15 protein-coding genes are annotated in these 18,473 nt (G+C 37.2%); 11 read left to right on the forward strand and 4 right to left on the reverse strand.

Annotated features, from left to right (window positions below):
- Positions 1–155: 155 nt before the first annotated feature.
- Positions 156–707 carry a class I SAM-dependent methyltransferase gene (locus tag NXG62_RS13175; protein ID WP_427112878.1) on the forward strand — a complete coding sequence of 184 codons (552 nt, stop codon included), beginning with the start codon at positions 156–158 and terminating at the stop codon, positions 705–707.
- 54 nt (positions 708–761) lie between these two features.
- Here the strand turns inward: NXG62_RS13175 and NXG62_RS13180 are convergent, their stop codons facing one another.
- Both NXG62_RS13180 and NXG62_RS13185 read right to left on the reverse strand, forming a co-directional pair.
- Positions 762–1,448 (reverse strand): response regulator transcription factor, encoded by a 687-nt coding sequence (locus NXG62_RS13180; protein WP_427112879.1) that lies wholly within the window; start codon positions 1,446–1,448, stop codon positions 762–764.
- Complete coding sequence (locus NXG62_RS13185; RefSeq protein WP_427112880.1) at positions 1,426–2,934, reverse strand: ATP-binding protein; 1,509 nt, start codon at positions 2,932–2,934, stop codon at positions 1,426–1,428. The genes NXG62_RS13180 and NXG62_RS13185 overlap by 23 nt, the downstream gene beginning before the upstream one ends.
- Before the next feature lie 228 nt (positions 2,935–3,162).
- Here NXG62_RS13185 and NXG62_RS13190 point away from each other — a divergent pair, with 228 nt between their 5' ends.
- A complete protein-coding gene (locus tag NXG62_RS13190; RefSeq protein WP_427112881.1) occupies positions 3,163–3,759 on the forward strand; it encodes a phosphatase PAP2 family protein in 597 nt (198 codons plus the stop codon).
- 141 nt (positions 3,760–3,900) lie between these two features.
- A complete protein-coding gene (locus NXG62_RS13195; RefSeq protein ID WP_427112882.1) occupies positions 3,901–4,146 on the forward strand; it encodes a TIGR03905 family TSCPD domain-containing protein in 246 nt (81 codons plus the stop codon).
- Positions 4,147–4,324: 178 nt separating this feature from the next.
- Here NXG62_RS13195 and NXG62_RS13200 read toward each other — a convergent pair whose 3' ends face one another.
- Complete coding sequence (locus NXG62_RS13200) at positions 4,325–5,197, reverse strand: phosphoribosylaminoimidazolesuccinocarboxamide synthase (protein ID WP_427112883.1); 873 nt, start codon at positions 5,195–5,197, stop codon at positions 4,325–4,327.
- Between the two features lie 280 nt (positions 5,198–5,477).
- On the opposite strand from NXG62_RS13200, the gene NXG62_RS13205 reads away from it, so the two are divergent.
- The 3 genes from NXG62_RS13205 to NXG62_RS13215 all read left to right on the forward strand — a co-directional run bounded on the left by NXG62_RS13205 (position 5,478) and on the right by NXG62_RS13215 (position 11,445).
- The gene (locus NXG62_RS13205; protein ID WP_427112884.1) at positions 5,478–8,675 is read left to right on the forward strand and encodes a BTAD domain-containing putative transcriptional regulator; all 3,198 of its coding nucleotides are present in this window, start codon (positions 5,478–5,480) and stop codon (positions 8,673–8,675) included.
- Between the two features lie 173 nt (positions 8,676–8,848).
- Positions 8,849–10,072 (forward strand): MFS transporter, encoded by a 1,224-nt coding sequence (locus tag NXG62_RS13210; protein ID WP_427112885.1) that lies wholly within the window; start codon positions 8,849–8,851, stop codon positions 10,070–10,072.
- Between the two features lie 35 nt (positions 10,073–10,107).
- Positions 10,108–11,445, forward strand: a complete 1,338-nt coding sequence (locus NXG62_RS13215) for an acetyl-CoA hydrolase/transferase family protein (RefSeq protein WP_427112886.1) — start codon at positions 10,108–10,110, stop codon at positions 11,443–11,445.
- A gap of 420 nt (positions 11,446–11,865) precedes the next feature.
- Here the strand turns inward: NXG62_RS13215 and NXG62_RS13220 are convergent, their stop codons facing one another.
- Positions 11,866–12,759 carry a LysR family transcriptional regulator gene (locus NXG62_RS13220; RefSeq protein WP_427112887.1) on the reverse strand — a complete coding sequence of 298 codons (894 nt, stop codon included), beginning with the start codon at positions 12,757–12,759 and terminating at the stop codon, positions 11,866–11,868.
- 138 nt (positions 12,760–12,897) lie between these two features.
- Here NXG62_RS13220 and NXG62_RS13225 point away from each other — a divergent pair, with 138 nt between their 5' ends.
- From NXG62_RS13225 to NXG62_RS13245, 5 genes are all read left to right on the forward strand, one after another.
- Positions 12,898–13,890 carry a YeiH family protein gene (locus NXG62_RS13225; RefSeq protein WP_427112888.1) on the forward strand — a complete coding sequence of 331 codons (993 nt, stop codon included), beginning with the start codon at positions 12,898–12,900 and terminating at the stop codon, positions 13,888–13,890.
- Between the two features lie 100 nt (positions 13,891–13,990).
- Positions 13,991–14,611: a flavodoxin family protein gene (locus tag NXG62_RS13230; RefSeq protein ID WP_427112889.1), complete on the forward strand. Its 621-nt coding sequence runs from the start codon at positions 13,991–13,993 to the stop codon at positions 14,609–14,611.
- A 195-nt stretch (positions 14,612–14,806) separates the two neighbouring features.
- Positions 14,807–15,409 carry a hypothetical protein gene (locus tag NXG62_RS13235; RefSeq protein WP_427112890.1) on the forward strand — a complete coding sequence of 201 codons (603 nt, stop codon included), beginning with the start codon at positions 14,807–14,809 and terminating at the stop codon, positions 15,407–15,409.
- A 90-nt stretch (positions 15,410–15,499) separates the two neighbouring features.
- Positions 15,500–16,819 carry an MATE family efflux transporter gene (locus NXG62_RS13240; protein WP_427112891.1) on the forward strand — a complete coding sequence of 440 codons (1,320 nt, stop codon included), beginning with the start codon at positions 15,500–15,502 and terminating at the stop codon, positions 16,817–16,819.
- 385 nt (positions 16,820–17,204) lie between these two features.
- Complete coding sequence (locus NXG62_RS13245) at positions 17,205–18,458, forward strand: MFS transporter (RefSeq protein ID WP_427112892.1); 1,254 nt, start codon at positions 17,205–17,207, stop codon at positions 18,456–18,458.
- The last annotated feature ends 15 nt before the right edge of the window (positions 18,459–18,473 follow it).

The raw sequence follows: 18,473 nt of genomic DNA on the forward strand, positions 1-18,473 counted from the left end.
CTGCGATGTTGTCAGGACGAGTGTTTTTTTGAATTATTTACATATTTGTATTCCTTCCTTTACGAAATGTTTAAATATATTTTTTATACTGAACCGGTACAGTTCATTCAAACTAAAAAATATGAACATAAATTTTTTGTGGAGGAGGAATCAATATGACTGGTGAACGTGTATTATTTTTGAAAGAATTTATGGAAAATCCGCGTAAAGTTGGAAGTGTAACACCTAGCTCTAATTATTTGACAAGGACTATGTTGAAACAGCTTCCATGGGAAACTATCAATTCTATTGTCGAACTGGGTGCAGGAACCGGTGTTTTTACGCAGTATATTATAGAGCGTAAGCAACTTAACTGTCAGTTTGTTGCCGTGGAACAAGATGAGTTGATGTATTATCGGCTTAAAGTACGCTATCCTTCTATTCTTATGGGACGGGAAGCAAAAAATCTTGCATATATTCTTTATAAACACAATCTGAAGCGTGTTGATTGTATCGTGTCGGGTCTGCCTTTTTCTAATATGGAAAAAATAGAGCGTGAACGAATTATTATGACTGTTGGCGCCGGTTTAAAGCAGGGTGGTATTTTTGTGCTATTTCAATATTCGTTACAGATGCGCAGTATGTTGAAACAATATTTCAGTGAAGTACATGTTCGTTTGGAGATGCGGAACTTTCCGCCGGCTTTTATATATGTATGCCGAAAGTGAATTTTTTGTAATTTTATCGGATAGAGCTGTGGTGCTTTGCGCCATAGCTTTTTTCTATCGGTGAAAACGATAACCTGCACCCCATACTGTTTCGATATACTGCGGAGAAGCAGTGTCGATTTCAATTTTTTCACGTAGACGATTGATATGAACTGAAACAGTTGCTGTATCGCCTACGGCATCCATTCCCCATACCCGGTCAAGTAATTTTTCCTTGCTGAAGACAATGCCGGGATTTGCTGCTAAAAAAGAGAGTAGTTCAAATTCACGATTTGTAAGAAAGATTTCTTTGTCGTTAATGAAGGTGCGATGAGAATCTATTTGAATTTCAAGTCTGCCATTTCGTAAAATTTTGCTGTCGAATTCGGGGTGAGTTAATTGTTGGTATCGGGATATATGAGCTTTGACACGTGCGACTAATTCATTAGGACTGAAAGGTTTAACAACGTAATCATCCGCACCTAATCCTAAACCACGAATTTTATCAATATCTTCACGGCGTGCGGACACCATGAGAATGGGGATATTTTTTTCTTCACGTATTTCGCGGCAAATAGTAAAACCATCTTGCCCCGGCAGCATAATATCAAGCAGAATGAGAGAATAGGTATTGTTTAGCGCTTTTTGCAACCCTATAGTACCGTTGTTGGCTATGTCTACTTTAAACTCGTTAGCTTCTAAATAATCCCGTTCTAATTCGGCAATTCCTTTATCATCTTCAATAATTAAAAGTTTCTTCATGAGAAATCTCCTTTACTTTTGGCAATTCTATACAAATAGTTAGCCCTTGCAGTGGGGCTTGCTGAGCCCAAATAAATCCTCCCATAGCAGTAATGATTTGCTTTGCAATAGCCAAGCCAAGACCGCTGCCGTCAGCTACATTGGAACGAGCCCGATCTGCACGATAAAAACTATCAAATAATTTAGGTAAATCTTCTTTTTTTACACCGATACCGTTGTCGGTAAAATCAAGACGCACTCGTTCAGGTGATACATCCCATAGGTTGATTGTAAGTTTACCGATGGAGTTTCCTTTATATTTTAAACTATTTTCAATTAGATTTTCTATCACCCGCTGAAATTGCATGCAATCTATATTGACAACAGCTGGTAATGTATGCGGTTCAAGTTTTATGGATACCCCTCGCAATTGCCATCTGATTTTGTTATCTTGTATGTAGTGATTTAGATATGTTGGAATGTTTACCATTTTCCAATGAAAAAGAGCTTGTCCTAATTCTAACTTTGAAAATAAAAAAAGCGTATTGACAAGTTCTTCCATAGTAATAGAAGTTTGATAAATCATGGCTAAATAATGTTCCTTTTTTTCAGGAGTGTTGGCAATGCCATCAATAAGGCCGCTGGTATATCCCTTGATGTTTGTGAGAGGGGTTGAAAGATCATGAGAAATACCGGCAATAAGCTCACGGCGATTTTTTTCATATTTTTCACGGGTTTCTTTGGCAGATTTCAATTGAAGACGCATTTTTTCAAACTCGCGGCACGTATCACCTAATTCGTCGCGAGTATCTGATACGATGGGATGGTTTAGATTCCCTTTACTGATTTCGCCAGTCAAATATCTTAATTTTTCCAAGGGTTGAATGATTTGAAATGATAATTGACGAGAAAGATATATACCGGTGAGTATAATAATACAGGCAGCAATACTGATAATGATAAATGCCAGTGTTTCCAAGACATCTTTAAATCCATGAGGAATAAGACTGTCTTTTATAGCAAAAGGGATATTTCCGACGGCCAAGACCTGCATAGTTGTTTTTGGTGAAATATAACGGAAGATAAGTTGATGACTATCCCATAAAAAAACAGGACCTGGTTGGGGATGTTTTTTGTGTACTTGGAGTGCTAAACTTTGGCTATCTCCTCGACTTGTTTCATAAATAAGTATATTTCCCTTAAAAATTGCAAGTTTGAGACCTTGTTCTTCTAGATTATGGCATATTTCCTGCAATTTATATGATTGAAAATCATTTTGATGATCCAATTGAGTTCGCAATTGGCTAAGAGACATTTGCAAGGATAAAGAGGAGCCGCTTTCCGGCCATAATAAAGAAACTTCTTTTTCACGTGAATTGCCAGTCATTCTTAGTCCGGTAATTATCATACCTCCGATGACCAGTAAAAGCAGCACCGGGATAAAGACCATAGTAAAATTCGAAAAAAGAAGTCGGTTGCGAACCGATAAATCACGTATTTTTTTCATGGTTATCTCCCTACATCTCAAACATATAATTACACTATTATACTATAAGCCATAAATTTAAATAGAGATTAAACAAAAAATAAATATATGATAATAGTTCATGCAGTTATAAAAAATAATATATAGCATGCGGGTACGTTGGTTAATTTTTATTTAACTCTTTTGTGTATAGTAAGTTTATGGTATACTAGTGGTTACGAAATTTGGTATACCGCCAAAGGAGATGTAATGATGGATTTTTTAGTAAATGTATGGGATCCGAATAGTATGTTTTGGATTCAGCAACATGTTGTAGTGCATAGCTTTCTCACACCCCTTATGATTGGTCTTTCCGCTTCTGCAAAGAATGGAGGAATATGGGTTATTTTGGGGTTGATTTTATTTTTTCGCAAAGAGTACAGGGAAGTGGGCATCACTCTATTGGCAGCGCTTGTTTGTGTGGCTGTTTTTGGTGATGGAATATTAAAGCATACTGTTATGCGATTGCGCCCTTGTATTGACTATCCTTGGGTACCCATGGCGATTCATACTCCGGCAGTAAACGATTATTCGTTTCCATCCTGCCATTCCTATGGATCCTTTGCTTCCGCAACTGTATTATTTTGCTATTATAAAAAATGGGGAATTTTGGCGTTTATCTTATCGGTACTCATTGCTTTTTCACGACTCTACCTCTTTGTTCATTATCCTACAGATGTTGTAGCTGGTGCTTTGTTGGGGATTGGAACGGGTATAGGAGCATATTTTTGCGTTAAGTTTGTTGTTACATGGCGCAAAAACAGGGTTAGGCAATATAGCAGCGTACAAAAGAATGGAGATAAGTAACCTGTATTTATTATAGATACAATATAGTGTGACTAGCGGAGGTACGGCACATTTATATTCTTGACAAATACTAGTCTGCATTGGATAATGGATTCATTGGGGATTTGTTTCCTATAGAACCATTTCAGGAGGTATTATATAATGTATACATATAAACCGCAAGGAGTTTGCTCACGTGAAATTTCATTTGATATTGAGGATGGAATTGTAAAACAAGTTTCTTTTATTGGAGGGTGTTCGGGTAATTTGCAGGGAATCGGAAAGCTTGTCGAAGGCATGCGAATAGAAGATGTTATAACGAGATTGTCCGGTATTCACTGTGGAAATAAGGAAACATCTTGTCCGGATCAATTTTCTAAAGCGTTAAAAAAGTATATTCGTTCTTAACGTTGTATTTGGTAATTAGGCGATATTGTTAAAAATTGTAGTAGTACTTGTTACCATCTGCCGCATTTACGGCAGATGGTTTTTTATATAAAAAAAACAGACAATGCCGTTACAATAAATGCAACAGTGTTGTCTGTTTCTTATGAAGAAAGATGTATGCAGTGAATCCTTATTGTATTTATTTAAATTCTTTACCTGTCAGCAGTTGATAAGCTTCTTTATATTTTTCAATCGTTTTGTCAATGACTTCTTGAGGCAAGAGGAAATCATTGTCTGGATTGGCTTTCAGCCAATCACGGACAAACTGTTTATCATAAGAAGGTTGAGATTGACCGGGTTTATAGCCTGCGAGAGGCCAGAAACGAGAACTGTCAGGTGTCAGCATTTCATCGCCAAGGACGATATTGCCTGCACCATCGAGACCGAATTCAAACTTAGTGTCAGCAATGATAATGCCATGAGAAAGTGCGTAATCTGCACATTTTTTGTAGAGGGCAAGAGTATAATCGCGTATTTTTTCGGCATATTCTCTACCTTTTCCAGGAAATGTTTTTTCAAGATATTTTATACCCTGTTCAAGGGTTACATTTTCATCATGATTGCCAATTTCAGCTTTTGTACTGGGAGTGAAAATCGGTTCAGGGAGTTTGTCTGATTCGACAAGCCCTTCCGGTAATTGAATACCGCAGACAGTCCCTGTTTCTTTATAACTTTCCCAGCCACTGCCGGTGATATAGCCGCGGACAATACATTCCATGGGAATCATGGTCAGTTTTTTACATTTCATACTGTTGCCATTAAATTCTTCTTGTTGAAAATATTCAGGCATATCTTTAGCATCAACGGAAATCATATGATTTGGGATGATATCTTTTGTAAGATCAAACCAGAATTTGGACATTTGAGTCAAAATAGCGCCTTTTTTTGTGATGTTGTTTTTCAGAATGTGGTCAAAGGCGGAAATGCGGTCTGTGGCAACCATGATGATGCTGTCACCGGCGTCATAGACTTCGCGCACTTTGCCTGATTTGAACGGTGTGTATTCTTTCATTATCTCTGCCCCCAAATAGTAATTTTAATGGTATATATAACCTAAATATTATCATATCATAGATTAGACTTATGGTCGATTGTTTTTTTTAAAATTCAAATATGATAAAATTTATATTACATATGTTATGTTTTTGTTATATTTATAAAAATGTATATCAGATAATTATTTTTCTTTAGTATTTTGCGAATGATGCATTTCGTATTATGATAGTACTATAGACAACATATGGTATTCTAATAATTTTTGGCAGAAGTCCGACGTGGGAGAAGGAGAGAGCATGAGGGATATATTAGTCAGTAAAATAACAGTACCCACTTTAGATGATAAAGTGGTGCCAAGAAAAAAACTTTATTCAAAATTAGCAAAAATTTCCCAGTATCCCGTGACTGTTTTGACTGCTGGAGCAGGATATGGCAAGACAACAACTTTGGTGCAATATTTATCAGGAAAACAACAGCAATTACCTTTGGGATGGTATAATCTAGGGCCGGAAGATAACAGTTTATATTTTTTTTCTATTTATTTGACAGCGGCAATGGATTTGTTATTTCCTGGGATTAAATCATGGTATTGTACCCATATAGAACAAGAAGATGATTTGAGCTGGAATATTCTTTTTTTCAGTCTTATGTTGGGAATTGAAAAATTTGATACTCTTGAGGCGGAAGGATATCTAGTCATTGATGATTGGCAAAGTGTCCAAAAAGATTCGGATATCTGCATATTCTTTGATCGGTTTCTGGCCAGCATTCCGGCACATATTCATGTGATTATTTTATCACGGGAGTATATTAATTTACCGCAAATAGAACGATTGCGCATGAAAGGAAGCGTTCTTGATTTTTTTCCTACTGACTTTCTTTTTACTTCTGATGAAATAGAAGAATTTCTTCACTTAACTACCTCATTATCTATTGAAAAGCAAGAGATAAATATGATATGGGAGCAAACGGAAGGGTGGATTATTGTTGTCAAGTTATTGGCGAATCAATTTAAGGAAAATTCAGGGCATTTGATGATAGATGCCAGCAGTCATATTGGAATGGAACATTTTTTTGAATATTTGAGCCATGATATATTTAGCCGGCAAGCTCCGGAAATACAAAATTTTCTTATGATGACATCGCTGGTAGAAAATTTTGATTTAGCATATTGTCGGGAAATAGTTTGTCGGGAGTCACCGGTTGATGCGATTGATTTACTGGAGTCTGTGATTAAAACAGGGCTTTTTATTTCCCGTATAGGAAATCGGGTGTACCGCTACCATTCATTATTTAAAGAATTTTTACGGCTTGAAGCTATTGTTCGTTTTCAAAATATAAAAATCATATATAAAAATATTGGAGAGTTTTATTACAAACAAAATTCCAGCGAATCGGCACTCCATTTTTATATTTTAGCAGAACAGTGGCAAAAAGCGTCTGAGATTCTGGTACAAGTTTGCCGGTATTGGGTGAACAGCGGCAGACAAAAAGTTTTTGGGGAGTATCTATTTAGATTGCCTCATACATATCAGCAAAATCCTTGTATATACTTAGCTTTGGGGGACTGGGCGCGTTTTTCCAGTTCCTATGGAAAAGCTGTCTATTGGTACAAACAAGCAGAAAAACAATTTAAGGATAAACATGATTTTTTAGGTTGGAGTCAGAGTTGTCATGGGTTAGGCGAGGTATATCTTGATATTATTCAACCCAATCAGGCTCAAAAATACTTGCGGCAAGCGTATAAACTGCTGGGGGGAAGGGAGGGGAATGAAAAAGGTGAGCTTTTATATCTTATGAGTGAAAATGCAATCAACCATGGACAATCTCGCAGGGCAGAACGATATTTACGGCTGCGTCATCATGTGCTTCCCTTTAACCGGGTTGATAAAAATAATCTGCAGGCTCGGATATTGCTGCGGACAGGTCAAATACAAAAAGTAATAACCTTGTTGGAACGAAAATTAAAATCTGAAGATATGGATCGTACACCGTGTTCTTTTCGTGAAAGTTCATTGATTTTGTCTCTTTGTTATTCCTACATAGGGGATGCGGAACATGCTTTGGAATATGCTCGTTCCAGTATCATTTTTGCTGATAAAATACAATCTCCTTTTATTGCAGTCATTGGTTATGTGAGAATGGGACATGCATTGCTGCTGGATTATTGCCATACTAGAGAAATTTGCCGGCAGGCCTATGAAAAGGCGCAGGTAATGGCAGATGAATTAGGGATAGAACGCGGAAAAACAGAAATATATGAAGGCCGATGTTTAATGGAGGCACTTGACGGTAACTGGACAGAAGCAGAAAAAATAGGCTTGCAAGCCATTGCCATTTCGGAAAAAGGCCATGATGCTTGGTTTACGGCTATGATGTATCATACATTAGGTATGAGTGCCGCTTTATGCTGCCATTATAGCGAAGGAGAGGCGTATTCTCTCAAAGCGTTAGCTTTATTTGAAAAATGTGGAGATTATTTTGGACAAGCTGCATGTTATTGGCAGTTAACCTATCAATATTACCGTTTGAAAGAACAAAAAAAATTTTGCAATTCATATGAAAAATTATTTTGTTACTGTAAAAAATATCATGTTTCTTTTTTATTGGAACAAAAAACTTTTTTAGGAGATGTGACGGGCTTTACGGTTGTCCCATTTCGAGAATATTATGACTTTTTACAGCAAAATTCTTTGGAATCCTGTCATTGCTTGGAACAAGAGTATTTTCCGACTTTATATATAAAGACGTTTGGTGGTTTTAAAATTTTGTGCCGGGGACAGGAAATCAGCAGTCAAAAATGGCATCGTAAAGCAGCAAAGCAATTGTTGTTTTTATTGATTGCCATGCGGGAGGCACCGGTTGACAAGGAAAAATTGATGCTGTTTCTTTGGCCGGATGTGGAAAAGAAAGTTGCACTTGGGAATTTTAAGGTTGTTTTAAATCAATTGATAAAAATTTTGGAACCCAACCGCAAGCCGAGAGCAGAAAGCAAATTTGTTGTAAAAAAAGATGCATCCTTGCAATTAATAATCAATGCAGAATGCTTGACTGATGTAGAACAGTTTGAACGTACTGTTATGGAAGCGGACACATGGCTCCGCAAGGATAAAGAACAAAGTAAACAGTTGTTTCTGCGGGCGCTTGCTTTGTATCAAGGCGAATATCTTGCCGGCGAATATTTGGATGATGTATCGCTGCGGGAGCGTGACCGGCTGCAGCTTATGGCGATTAAAAGTGCGGAAAAACTGTCAAGTTTATATATACAGCAAAAAGAATATGAACAGGCTTTTTCATGGGCAGAGCGTATATTAAAAATTGATAATTGCTGGGAAAGAGCATATCAATTAAAGATGCAATGTTATGGGGAACAACATAATAAATCATTATTGGAACGGGTGTATCGGCAATGTGTGACAACGTTAAGGAGTGAATTAGCTATAGAGCCATCCGAAGAAACCAATCATATATATCAAACTTACAAATCCTATTGAGCAAAAGGACTGGCATTTAGAAAAAAACTAAATGCCAGTCCTTTTTTGTAACGATTGTGTAACTTATACGTAACTTCTCCTTGTTATACTTAATACAAGAAACGCATCTGAAAATTATTCCGCGGATAGTGTTGGATGTCTTTTATAGCAGTGTATTTGAGAGGAGGATATTTATGTTTGAAGAACAACGAGTTTCATCAACAAGAGCAAATGTAATTGAATTAGTTATGTTTCTTACCTATGCATTATTTGCTGTCAATTGGATTGCAGGAAGTACATTAACGCCTCAGATTATGAAATATTTTCAGTTGGATTCATTTATGTCGGCAACTTTTATTTCTAATTCCATTACAGCAGCAAAAATTATTGGTAATTTTTGCGCAGCAGGATTACTAATTAAACTGCTACCGAGAAAAGCTATTGGGTTAGGATCTTTTATGATCGTGATTGGCAGCCTTGTTGCTATTTTGTCACCTCAATATTGGGCATTTGTATTAGGCCGCTTTATTATGGGGTTTGGAGGAGCTGTTTATGTAGTCTATTTTAGTCCGGTTGTAATCAATTACTTTAAACCAGAAACACGTCCTACCGTCAACGCTCTTAATAGTGTCGCATATAATGTCGGAGGTATGCTGGCGATGTTGGTTGTTGGTCCTGTTATCGCCGTTATGCAGACTTGGCAGGCCAGTATGGGATTCTTTGCCGGCATCAGCGGCGTTTTATTTTTGGTATGGCTTCTGGTGGGGCAGGATTTTGCATTGAATACTGCGAACAATTCAGGAGAAAATAATGTAGTAAAGGAAGAGTATTCTTTCAGTACCGCTTTAAAGCAAAAAAACAATTGGATTTTGCCATTTACCTATTCGGGAATTTTAACATTTTATATTGTACTGCTCAATATTTTTCCTATATCAGGGACAACCGTTATCAATTCTAAAACATTAAGTGTCGTAGTTGCTTTTGGAGGTATCGTGGGTACGATCATTACCATTTTATTATCTAAAGTATACTTCAAGCGGCTGCCGGTTATACGCATCTGCGGATTTCTTCTTACTGCAGCTGGCGTGCTGATGTTTACGACAACAAATGGTTTTATTGCTTTAGCGGCAGCCTTTGCGATAGGGAATCTTATGTTTATTCCTGTAACCAGCTTGTTTATGATACCACAGGAACTGCCGAATATGACACCTGTTAAGCTGACTAAAATTATGGGCATTTTTTGGGCGTTGGCTTATATTATTGAAACCATTGTATTTTTCATCATTGGCATGGTTATTGATAAATCAGGATATGCAACAGGATTGACCGTTGCTGTTGTAGTCAGTGCGACCGCTTTTTTAGGATCATTTCTGTTGCCTGAAACAGGAAAATCAAAAAAAGAAAAAGGTAATAAATAAATTTACTGTATAATGTTTATTGGGGAGGAATTATTATGACAATGCAGGAAGCAATGTATGCACAAAAATTAATGACAGCAGAACAGGCCTTGGAACTGATTCAAGACAATGATTATATTTTTAGTGCGCAGGCAGCCGGAGAACCAGCCGCTATATTGGATAAAATGCAATATTTGAAAAAAACGGGAGTTAAAAATACTATGTTAAATACCTGTTTGCCGTTGAAAGATTATCCATGGCTTCACGATCAGGAAATGAAAGGTGTCATGGCACATAACGGTTGGTTTTTTTCTGGAGCTTGCAGACAATCTCAAAAAGAAAAATTAACAAGTGATATTCCGCAGAGTTCTACTTCGATTCTTCGCAAAACGATAGATCGCAGAGTGCAGTATGAAAAGCGCCGGCCCGTTGTTTTGGCAACCGTATCTCCTATGGATAGACACGGATATTTATCTCTTTCCATCAGCGCTATTTATGAACGTGATCTTATTAACCAAGGTGCGATAGCCATTTTAGAAGTAAATCCGAATTTCCCCCGGACCTTTGGAGACACACAGGTTCACATTTCAGAAGTGGCAGCTGTCGTTGAATCTGATCGCGCTATTCCTATTGCTAAAATTTCACCCTATACAGAAGTGGATGCAATGATTGGTAAGCACATTGCATCATTAATTGAAGACGGCTCTACTATTCAGCTGGGAATCGGCAATATACCTAATGCTGTGGCACATGAACTGCGTACAAAAAAACATTTAGGAATTCACACTGAAATGTTTACAGAAACGATGGTCGATCTTATCGAGTGTGGTGCTGTTGATAATTCACAAAAAGGATTGCTGAATGGGTATTCTGTTTGTTCTTTTACAATGGGAACACAGAAGTTATATGATTATATTGACAATAATCCATCTATTCTTTTTAAATCTTGTACATTTACCAACGATCCCTATACAATCGGTAAAAATAATAAATTTGTTTCTATCAATGCTACCCTGGAAGTTGATTTGACAGGGCAGTGTGCATCAGAAACAGTCGGAAATCTGCAATGGTCTGGAACCGGCGGACAGTCGGAAACGGTGCAGGGAGCGCAGATGTCAAATAAAGGGAAATCTATCATTGCCATGCATTCGACATACACGACAAAAGATGCAAACGGACAGGAAATGCTTCATTCAAAAATAGTGCCGTTTTTGGCATCAGGGGCAGCCGTAACAACTTCACGAAATGATACGGATTATGTTGTTACGGAATACGGTGTCGCATGGTTGCGCGGTCTTAATGTACGGGAAAGAGTAGAAGCTTTGGTTGAAATTGCACATCCTGATTTTCGAGATTGGCTTCGTCAAGAGGCAGAAAAATATATGATTTGGTAATCCATATACTAAAAATAGTGTTGGTTACAGAACTAGGATGCGCTGTATATAAAAACTAATATAATAAAAACGCCGGCATTTCTTTCATAAAAGAAAAATGCCGGCATTTTACTTATTGTATATTAATTTAGCGCTATATACGCAGCAAAAGAAACCATTGCAATGATTAAAACAATAAGAATAGCAGATGTTCTTCCGTTTAAGGAATTCAATCCTTTTCCATCTTCACAATCGGGGAATGCATTTTTTAACAAACTTTCAACGTTGATTTTGTAACCGCAAAAAGGACATTCATCGTTGCTGGGGGGTAATTGCTTTTGGCATCTGGGACAGAGCATTCTATCATCTCCGTAATAAATTTATCCAACGAATAATCGTTATTATTTGTTGGATAAATTATAAAGTACAAGTTAGTATCTGTCAATAGAAATCATCAATTTGTCCTAAATCATGACAGGCAGCAATAATCTTTTGCAGCTGGGGAGTTATATATTTATCTTTGTGGTAAGCAATGCGAAAAGTTCGCTGAAAAGTTAAGCCATCTATGGAAAACAGCGATAATTTTTTTTGTTTTACTTCTTCCCATACGGCACGGCGGGAAATAACACTGATGCCTAAATTGGCGGCGACTGCTTTTTTTAGACTTTCGGCATTGTTATATACACCGGCAATTTTATAAGTAATGTGGTTTGCGTTCATGACACGTTCGAAAAGATCACGTGTTCCGCTGCCTGCTTCCCGGATAAAAAAATTTTGTTGCTGCAGATCGGATAGGGATATCGATTTTTTCTTAGCAAGAAGATTTTCATACGAACAGATAAAACTCAAGTCATCCACCATAAAAGGAATGACTGTAATATAATCTGACTGAATAGCACCTTCTACCAATGCTAAATCTATTGTATCGGCAAATAACATGGATTCCAGCTCTGTTGTGTTATGGATTTCAGAAAAAATAGAAAATTCAGGATGTCTTTTTTTTGTATATTGCAGCAGTTCAACAAGAAAAGATTCTCCGATTGTAATACTAGCCCCTATGCGAGGCATACTTTTATTGCCGAAATCCTTCATGGCAGATTCAATTTGCATATCAAGACGAACCATGGCAGTGGCATAGGAGCGGAGACATTCTCCAGCAGAAGTTATAATAAGACGGTGTCCCAAACGTTCAAATAGATGTACGTTGTAATGTTCTTCTAATTCTCGTATAGCCTGACTGACAGAAGGCTGAGACATGTGAAGCCTGTTAGCTGCTTTTGTCATGTTTGATTCTTCACACACGCAGATAAAAATATGTAAATGACGCAGCGTCATAATAATATCTCCTTTTATATAGGTATATACCTATCAAGTTAATTAAATAATACTATTTTACATATATAATTACAAGTGATACACTACAAACTGATAAAAAATCAGGCAGGAATTAGCCTGAAAATATGTTTAAATGAGGTGGTTTTATTGCAAAAAGAAAATGTGAACGGTGTTTTGTTATCAGCGGGGCTAGCGTTGCCTGCTTATTTTTTAGGAATATGTTTTCCTATTATAGGAGGCCCCGTATTTGGTATTTTATTAGGAATTGTATTGGCAGGAATTACACGTCCCGCATCATTTGAACCGGGTATTCGTTTTACGGGAAAGAAAATTCTTCAGTACTCCATTATTCTATTAGGATTTGAAATGAATCTCTTCAATGTAATTGCAATTGGCGGGACATCGTTTTCTGTTATGATTTTTACGTTATTGACTTCTTTTGTTGTTGCTTATGGAATGGGAAGAGTATTACACTTGGATTTTGGTACGACTATTCTTATTGGTGCAGGGACGGGTATATGCGGCGGTTCGGCCATTGCGGCAGTGGCACCGGTTATCGGAGCCAAAGATAAAGATATTATTTTTTCGATTTCCACGATTTTTTTATTTAATATTATTGCTGTATTTTTATTTCCTTTTTTAGGGCATGTAATGGGAATGAGCGATATGGGATTCGGCATGTGGGCTGGTACAGCAATTAACGATACTTCCAGTGTTGTTGCAGCGGGATACTCTTATAGTGCTGATGCAGGAAACTATGCCACGATTGTTAAGCTTACTCGGGCTTTGATGATTGTTCCTGTGTGTGTTATTATGGCAGTTTTTATGGCACACCGCAAGAAGAATCAAAATGGCCAATTTGAAATCAAAAAAATTTTCCCGTGGTTTATTTTATGGTTTGTTGCAGCTTCTATTATAAACACGACAGGAATACTTCCGACGTCATGGTCGCATGTATTAGGCAATGCAGGAAAATTTTTTATTATCGTAGCGATGGTTGCCATCGGTCTCAATACAAATTTAAAAAGTTTGGTAAGAAATGGAATACGGCCTATTGTATTAGGCTTGACAACTTGGTTCTGTGTGGCCGTGATGTCCTTGATTATGCAGCATTTTTGGGGAATTATGTGATAAAAAGAATGTACGTTTATTACCGCATCATGTACCCTTGACGTGAAATAGTATAATGAAAATATAACGACGAATATAGTATTTGCTGGGAGGGATCATAATGAAGGTTTTGCTTATCAATGGCAGTCCGCATCGAGTAGGGTGTACGTATACCGCTTTGCGGGAAGTAGAAAAAACGCTGCATAAACGCGGTGTTGAGACGGAAATATTTTGGATTGGGGTACAGCCCGTTCAAGGCTGTATTGCTTGCCGAAAATGTTTTTCACTGGGAAAGTGTGTATTTGATGATGCTGTTAATACAATTGCGGAGAGGGCTGATGGAATAGACGGTCTTGTGGTTGGATCCCCCGTATATTACGCCGGGGCCAGCGGACAAATCACGGCCTTGATGGATAGACTTATGTTTTCAGCATCTCACCGGTTTGCTAAAAAACCGGCGGCAGCTGTCGTTTCATGTCGTCGTGGCGGGGCGAGTGCCGCATATGACCAACTCAATAAATATTTTGGTATGAATAATATGCCTATTGTACCCTCGCAATATTGGAATCAAATTCATGGGAACACAGCAGAAGAAGCTCGGAAAGATTTGGAAGGATTGCAGACTATGCGTACCCTTGGGGAAAACATGGCGTGGCTCTTGAAGTGTATAGAGACAGGGCGCAATGCAGGAATTGATGAACCGTATTATGAAAAATGGCAGCCGACAAATTTTATTCGCTGATTATTGATTCCATAGGATGCATAAAAAGGGATGCCTGGTCAGATTTTACTATTATGACCAGACATTCTTTTTTATGTTTTTACTATATAGAACTTTGTAGTGAGTATCTCGACAGAAAAAATTATAGGCCTTATAATGTCATATAGAGCGTATAGACCGTCATAGGATGACGGCGTATGTATGGGAGGATTTGCTATGGGATTTATGGAAAAATTTTTTGGTGCAGATATGACAAAAACAAGAACGGAGCAGATTTATGATGATGCATATACGTTATTTAATTCGGAGAAATTGCAAAATGAATGCCTTTCTAAAAATTTAAAAGAAAAAGTCCTTGCCGGAACCGATTGTGATATGCTTCCGGGGGCCAGCGGTAATTTTGGACATTGTGCAGCAAATCCTATTCCTTGCAATGGTCCTATAGGAGAGTTGACATATTTATCTAAATTGCGTATGAAAACAACGGGAGCAAAAGTTTTTTTTCATAAGATCGATAGTATTAACGGAACGATTGATAAGTTTGAAATTATTAATGCGACGGGAAAGTTTATTGATTATCTCTACTTGGATATGTATCATCCCCGTAAATCTTTATTGTGTCCGATCCAGTATATGATGGAAGGAGAAGCGGTATTTCCCAGAGGGATTCTTACCGAATGTCCGGATTTTCCAAAAAATTTATATAAACATATTAAGAGAGAAGCGGAACATATTTTGAAAGTCAGTGTAGCCGATCCTGAAGCAAAAGCCATTGATACCGCTCGTGTGCAGGCAGCACTGCGGGAATTACGAAAGTAGTTACGTTGTGATTTATATTATTTTAGATAGAAAGACATAGGGACATATATGGAAAGTGCTGCTTTTTTGGGGGAGGAAAGGATTGCCCCTTTGTTATGGAGATTTTCGATACCGGCTATTGCAGGTATGGTAGTAACAGCCTTATACAATGTAGTGGACAGCATTTTTGTGGGACAGGGAGTTGGTGAAATTGCTTTAACGGCGGTCACTATTGCTTTCCCGGTAATGACGTTTCTCATGGCGGTGGGTATGCTTGTCGGTGTGGGTGCAGGGACGATGGTGTCCTTGCGTCTTGGAGAACAGAAACGTGATGAAGCGGAAATGATATTAGGAAATGCGCTGACACTCATTGCCATTTTATTAGTTTTTACAACAGGCGTGTTTTTATATTTTTTGGATTTTATTTTAGTTGACTTTTTAGGCGTTACACCCGATGTTTTACCCTATGCGAAAGATTTTATTTCTATTATTCTTCTGGGCAGCGTATTCATGCACATTGGATTTGGACTCAATAATATTATTCGAGCACAAGGGGATCCTCATACAGCCCTTAAGACACAGCTTATTGCAGCTGTTGTTAATATTATACTGAATTATTTGTTTGTATTTGTTATTTACTGGGGCGTAAAAGGCGCAGCTTTGGCAACTATCTTAGCACAAGCAACCGCGGCGGTATGGGTTGTATATTATTTTACATACGGACCCGGTATACTGCGATTTCGCTGGCATTGTTTGATTCTTCGTAAAGGAATTGTAAAGGATATTTTTCGTATTGGCATAGCGCCCTTTTTAATGCAGGTTGTGGCGAGCGCCGTTATGATTGTTTTAAATGTGCGTATTCAACTATTTGGCGGTACTACCGGCGTTGCCGCGTATGGAGTTATCAATCGGGTACAGATGCTTCTTCTGATGCCTATTGTGGGAATTAGTCAAGGAGCACAACCTATTATCGGCTACAATTACGGAGCCCGTAAGTATAAACGAGTACTGCAAACTCTTAAAATGGCAATCACGGCAGCCGTACTTGTGGGCATCATGGGATTTTTTTTCGCTGAATTTTTTCCTCAAAACATTATTCGCGTGTTTAATAATTCGGCGCTGCTTGCTTCTATGGGTGTCCCGGGAATGCGTATTTTTCTATTCATGTCGCCTATTGTAGGATTCCAGATTATTTCAGCCAATTATTTTCAAGCGACAGGAAAACCTATCTATTCTATTATTTTTAGTATGCTGCGTCAGCTTATTGTATTTATTCCTTTGATTTATATATTGTCAAATTATTGGGGCCTTTTAGGGGTATGGCTGGCAAGTCCTCTGTCGGATTTAGCATCAGCTATAGTGACAGGAATTTGTTTGCGGCAAGATGTTAAACGGGAAAAATTACGGATGATTTCTGAACAAGGTGCGTAAATATATAGGGTGTTAGAGTAGGAAAGTATAAAAACAGCAGTCTGTCATATGATTATATGACAGACTGCTGTTTTTGATTTTTGGATTTTGAACTAAGAAAATATAATAAATTATAGTATACAAAACAATCATAATGATTTTATGTTATGAAATAAAGAAGTAATTGAATTTTTATTGCATAATAAGCAAGAAGTATGTTGTTTTTTTGATTGAAATATTATATAAATTGCAATATAATTTTATTTAAAGAAATAATTATTTCATATAGTGAAAATAAAAGAAAAAGGAGTTGGAAAATTAGTAATATGATTTAGGAAAATATAAAATTGTACTAGAAATTTAGCATTACTTTAATTATAATTCGATTATTTGAGGAGTTGAAATTATGTTTAAAAAATTTAGAAATTTTATTTTATTTATGTTGTTTATTGCTAGCTTTATTAATTATATTGATAGAGCTGCATTATCGATTGTTGCACCTTATGTTTCTAAAGAATTCAATTTAACTGCAGCAGATATGGGGTTAATTTTTAGTAGTTTTTTTATTGGATATGCTTTGTTTAATTTTGTGGGAGGATATTTGTCTGATGTACTGGGACCTAAAAAAACTTTTGGCATTTCTATGTCGTTTTGGTCATTATTTGGAGGGTTAACTGCGGGTACATTTAACTTTACATCATTATATGTAGTCCGAGTATTATTTGGATTAGGAGAAGGTCCAATAGGATCATCGAATAATAAGGCAATTAACAATTGGTTTCCTGCTTCAGAAAGAGCTCGTGCAGTAGGAATATCAACTGGAGGTATGTCTTTGGGGGCAGCTTTAACTGGACCCATTATTGGTTTTTTGGCATTAAAATTTGGCTGGAGGATTCCTTTTATTATAATTATGCTTTTAGGTTTTGCATGGACAGCAATTTGGTTAAAATATGCAGCCGATTCTCCTGAAAAAAGCAAATTTGTGTCAGAGACAGAAAAAAAAGAGATCATTTCTGGACAGATAACAGAGTCTACTGTATCGAATACTGTTTCATTAAAATATTTTTTAAAACAACCGACTATTTTAGCTACGGCAATGGGATTTTTTGCGAGTAATTATATTTTGTATTTTTTTCTAACATGGTTTCCTTCTTATTTAGTAATGGAACAAGGTTTAAGTGTTAAGAATATGGCGATTGTTTCTGCTATTCCTTGGTTAGTAGGATTTTTTGGCCAAGTTGGAGGTGGTTTTATTTCTGATTTTGTTTACAAAAAAACCGGTAGACTAATGTTTTCTAGAAAACTAGTTATTGTAGTTTGCCTGTTTGGAGCGGCATTAGGTGTATGCACGAGTACATTGGCTAACTCTGTTACTATTGCTGTTTGGCTAATGTCTTTGACTATTTTTTGTCAATATTTGACAACATCTAACTATTGGGCCATTATTCAAGATGCTGTGCAAGGGAAGAATGTAGGCGGTGTTGGTGGTTTTGTTCATTGCATTTCAAATTTGGCGGGTATCATAGGGCCTGCGGCTACTGGGTTTATTGTTGAATTTAGCGGTAATTTCAATGCAGCCTTTTTGTTAGCAGGTATATTGGCGGTAGTTGCCGGATTAGCAGTGGCTTTTGGAGTAAAGCCCATTAAAGATATTGCATAATGGAGGCTGGGTTAT

Origin of the sequence: Megasphaera sueciensis, assembly GCF_050219315.1 — a bacterium.
Taxonomy (GTDB): domain Bacteria; phylum Bacillota; class Negativicutes; order Veillonellales; family Megasphaeraceae; genus Megasphaera_A; species Megasphaera_A sueciensis.

Excerpts from the sequence above, each read along its gene's own strand:
- NXG62_RS13245 (WP_427112892.1), top strand. The coding sequence starts at position 17,205 with ATGTTTAAAAAATTTAGAAATTTTATTTTATTTATGTTGTTTATTGCT.
- NXG62_RS13175 (WP_427112878.1), top strand. The coding sequence starts at position 156 with ATGACTGGTGAACGTGTATTATTTTTGAAAGAATTTATGGAAAATCCG.
- NXG62_RS13220 (WP_427112887.1), bottom strand. The coding sequence starts at position 12,759 with ATGACGCTGCGTCATTTACATATTTTTATCTGCGTGTGTGAAGAATCA.
- NXG62_RS13185 (WP_427112880.1), bottom strand. The coding sequence starts at position 2,934 with ATGAAAAAAATACGTGATTTATCGGTTCGCAACCGACTTCTTTTTTCG.
- NXG62_RS13180 (WP_427112879.1), bottom strand. The coding sequence starts at position 1,448 with ATGAAGAAACTTTTAATTATTGAAGATGATAAAGGAATTGCCGAATTA.
- NXG62_RS13190 (WP_427112881.1), top strand. The coding sequence starts at position 3,163 with ATGATGGATTTTTTAGTAAATGTATGGGATCCGAATAGTATGTTTTGG.
- NXG62_RS13230 (WP_427112889.1), top strand. The coding sequence starts at position 13,991 with ATGAAGGTTTTGCTTATCAATGGCAGTCCGCATCGAGTAGGGTGTACG.
- NXG62_RS13195 (WP_427112882.1), top strand. The coding sequence starts at position 3,901 with ATGTATACATATAAACCGCAAGGAGTTTGCTCACGTGAAATTTCATTT.
- NXG62_RS13200 (WP_427112883.1), bottom strand. The coding sequence starts at position 5,197 with ATGAAAGAATACACACCGTTCAAATCAGGCAAAGTGCGCGAAGTCTAT.
- NXG62_RS13215 (WP_427112886.1), top strand. The coding sequence starts at position 10,108 with ATGACAATGCAGGAAGCAATGTATGCACAAAAATTAATGACAGCAGAA.
- NXG62_RS13210 (WP_427112885.1), top strand. The coding sequence starts at position 8,849 with ATGTTTGAAGAACAACGAGTTTCATCAACAAGAGCAAATGTAATTGAA.
- NXG62_RS13235 (WP_427112890.1), top strand. The coding sequence starts at position 14,807 with ATGGGATTTATGGAAAAATTTTTTGGTGCAGATATGACAAAAACAAGA.
- NXG62_RS13205 (WP_427112884.1), top strand. The coding sequence starts at position 5,478 with ATGAGGGATATATTAGTCAGTAAAATAACAGTACCCACTTTAGATGAT.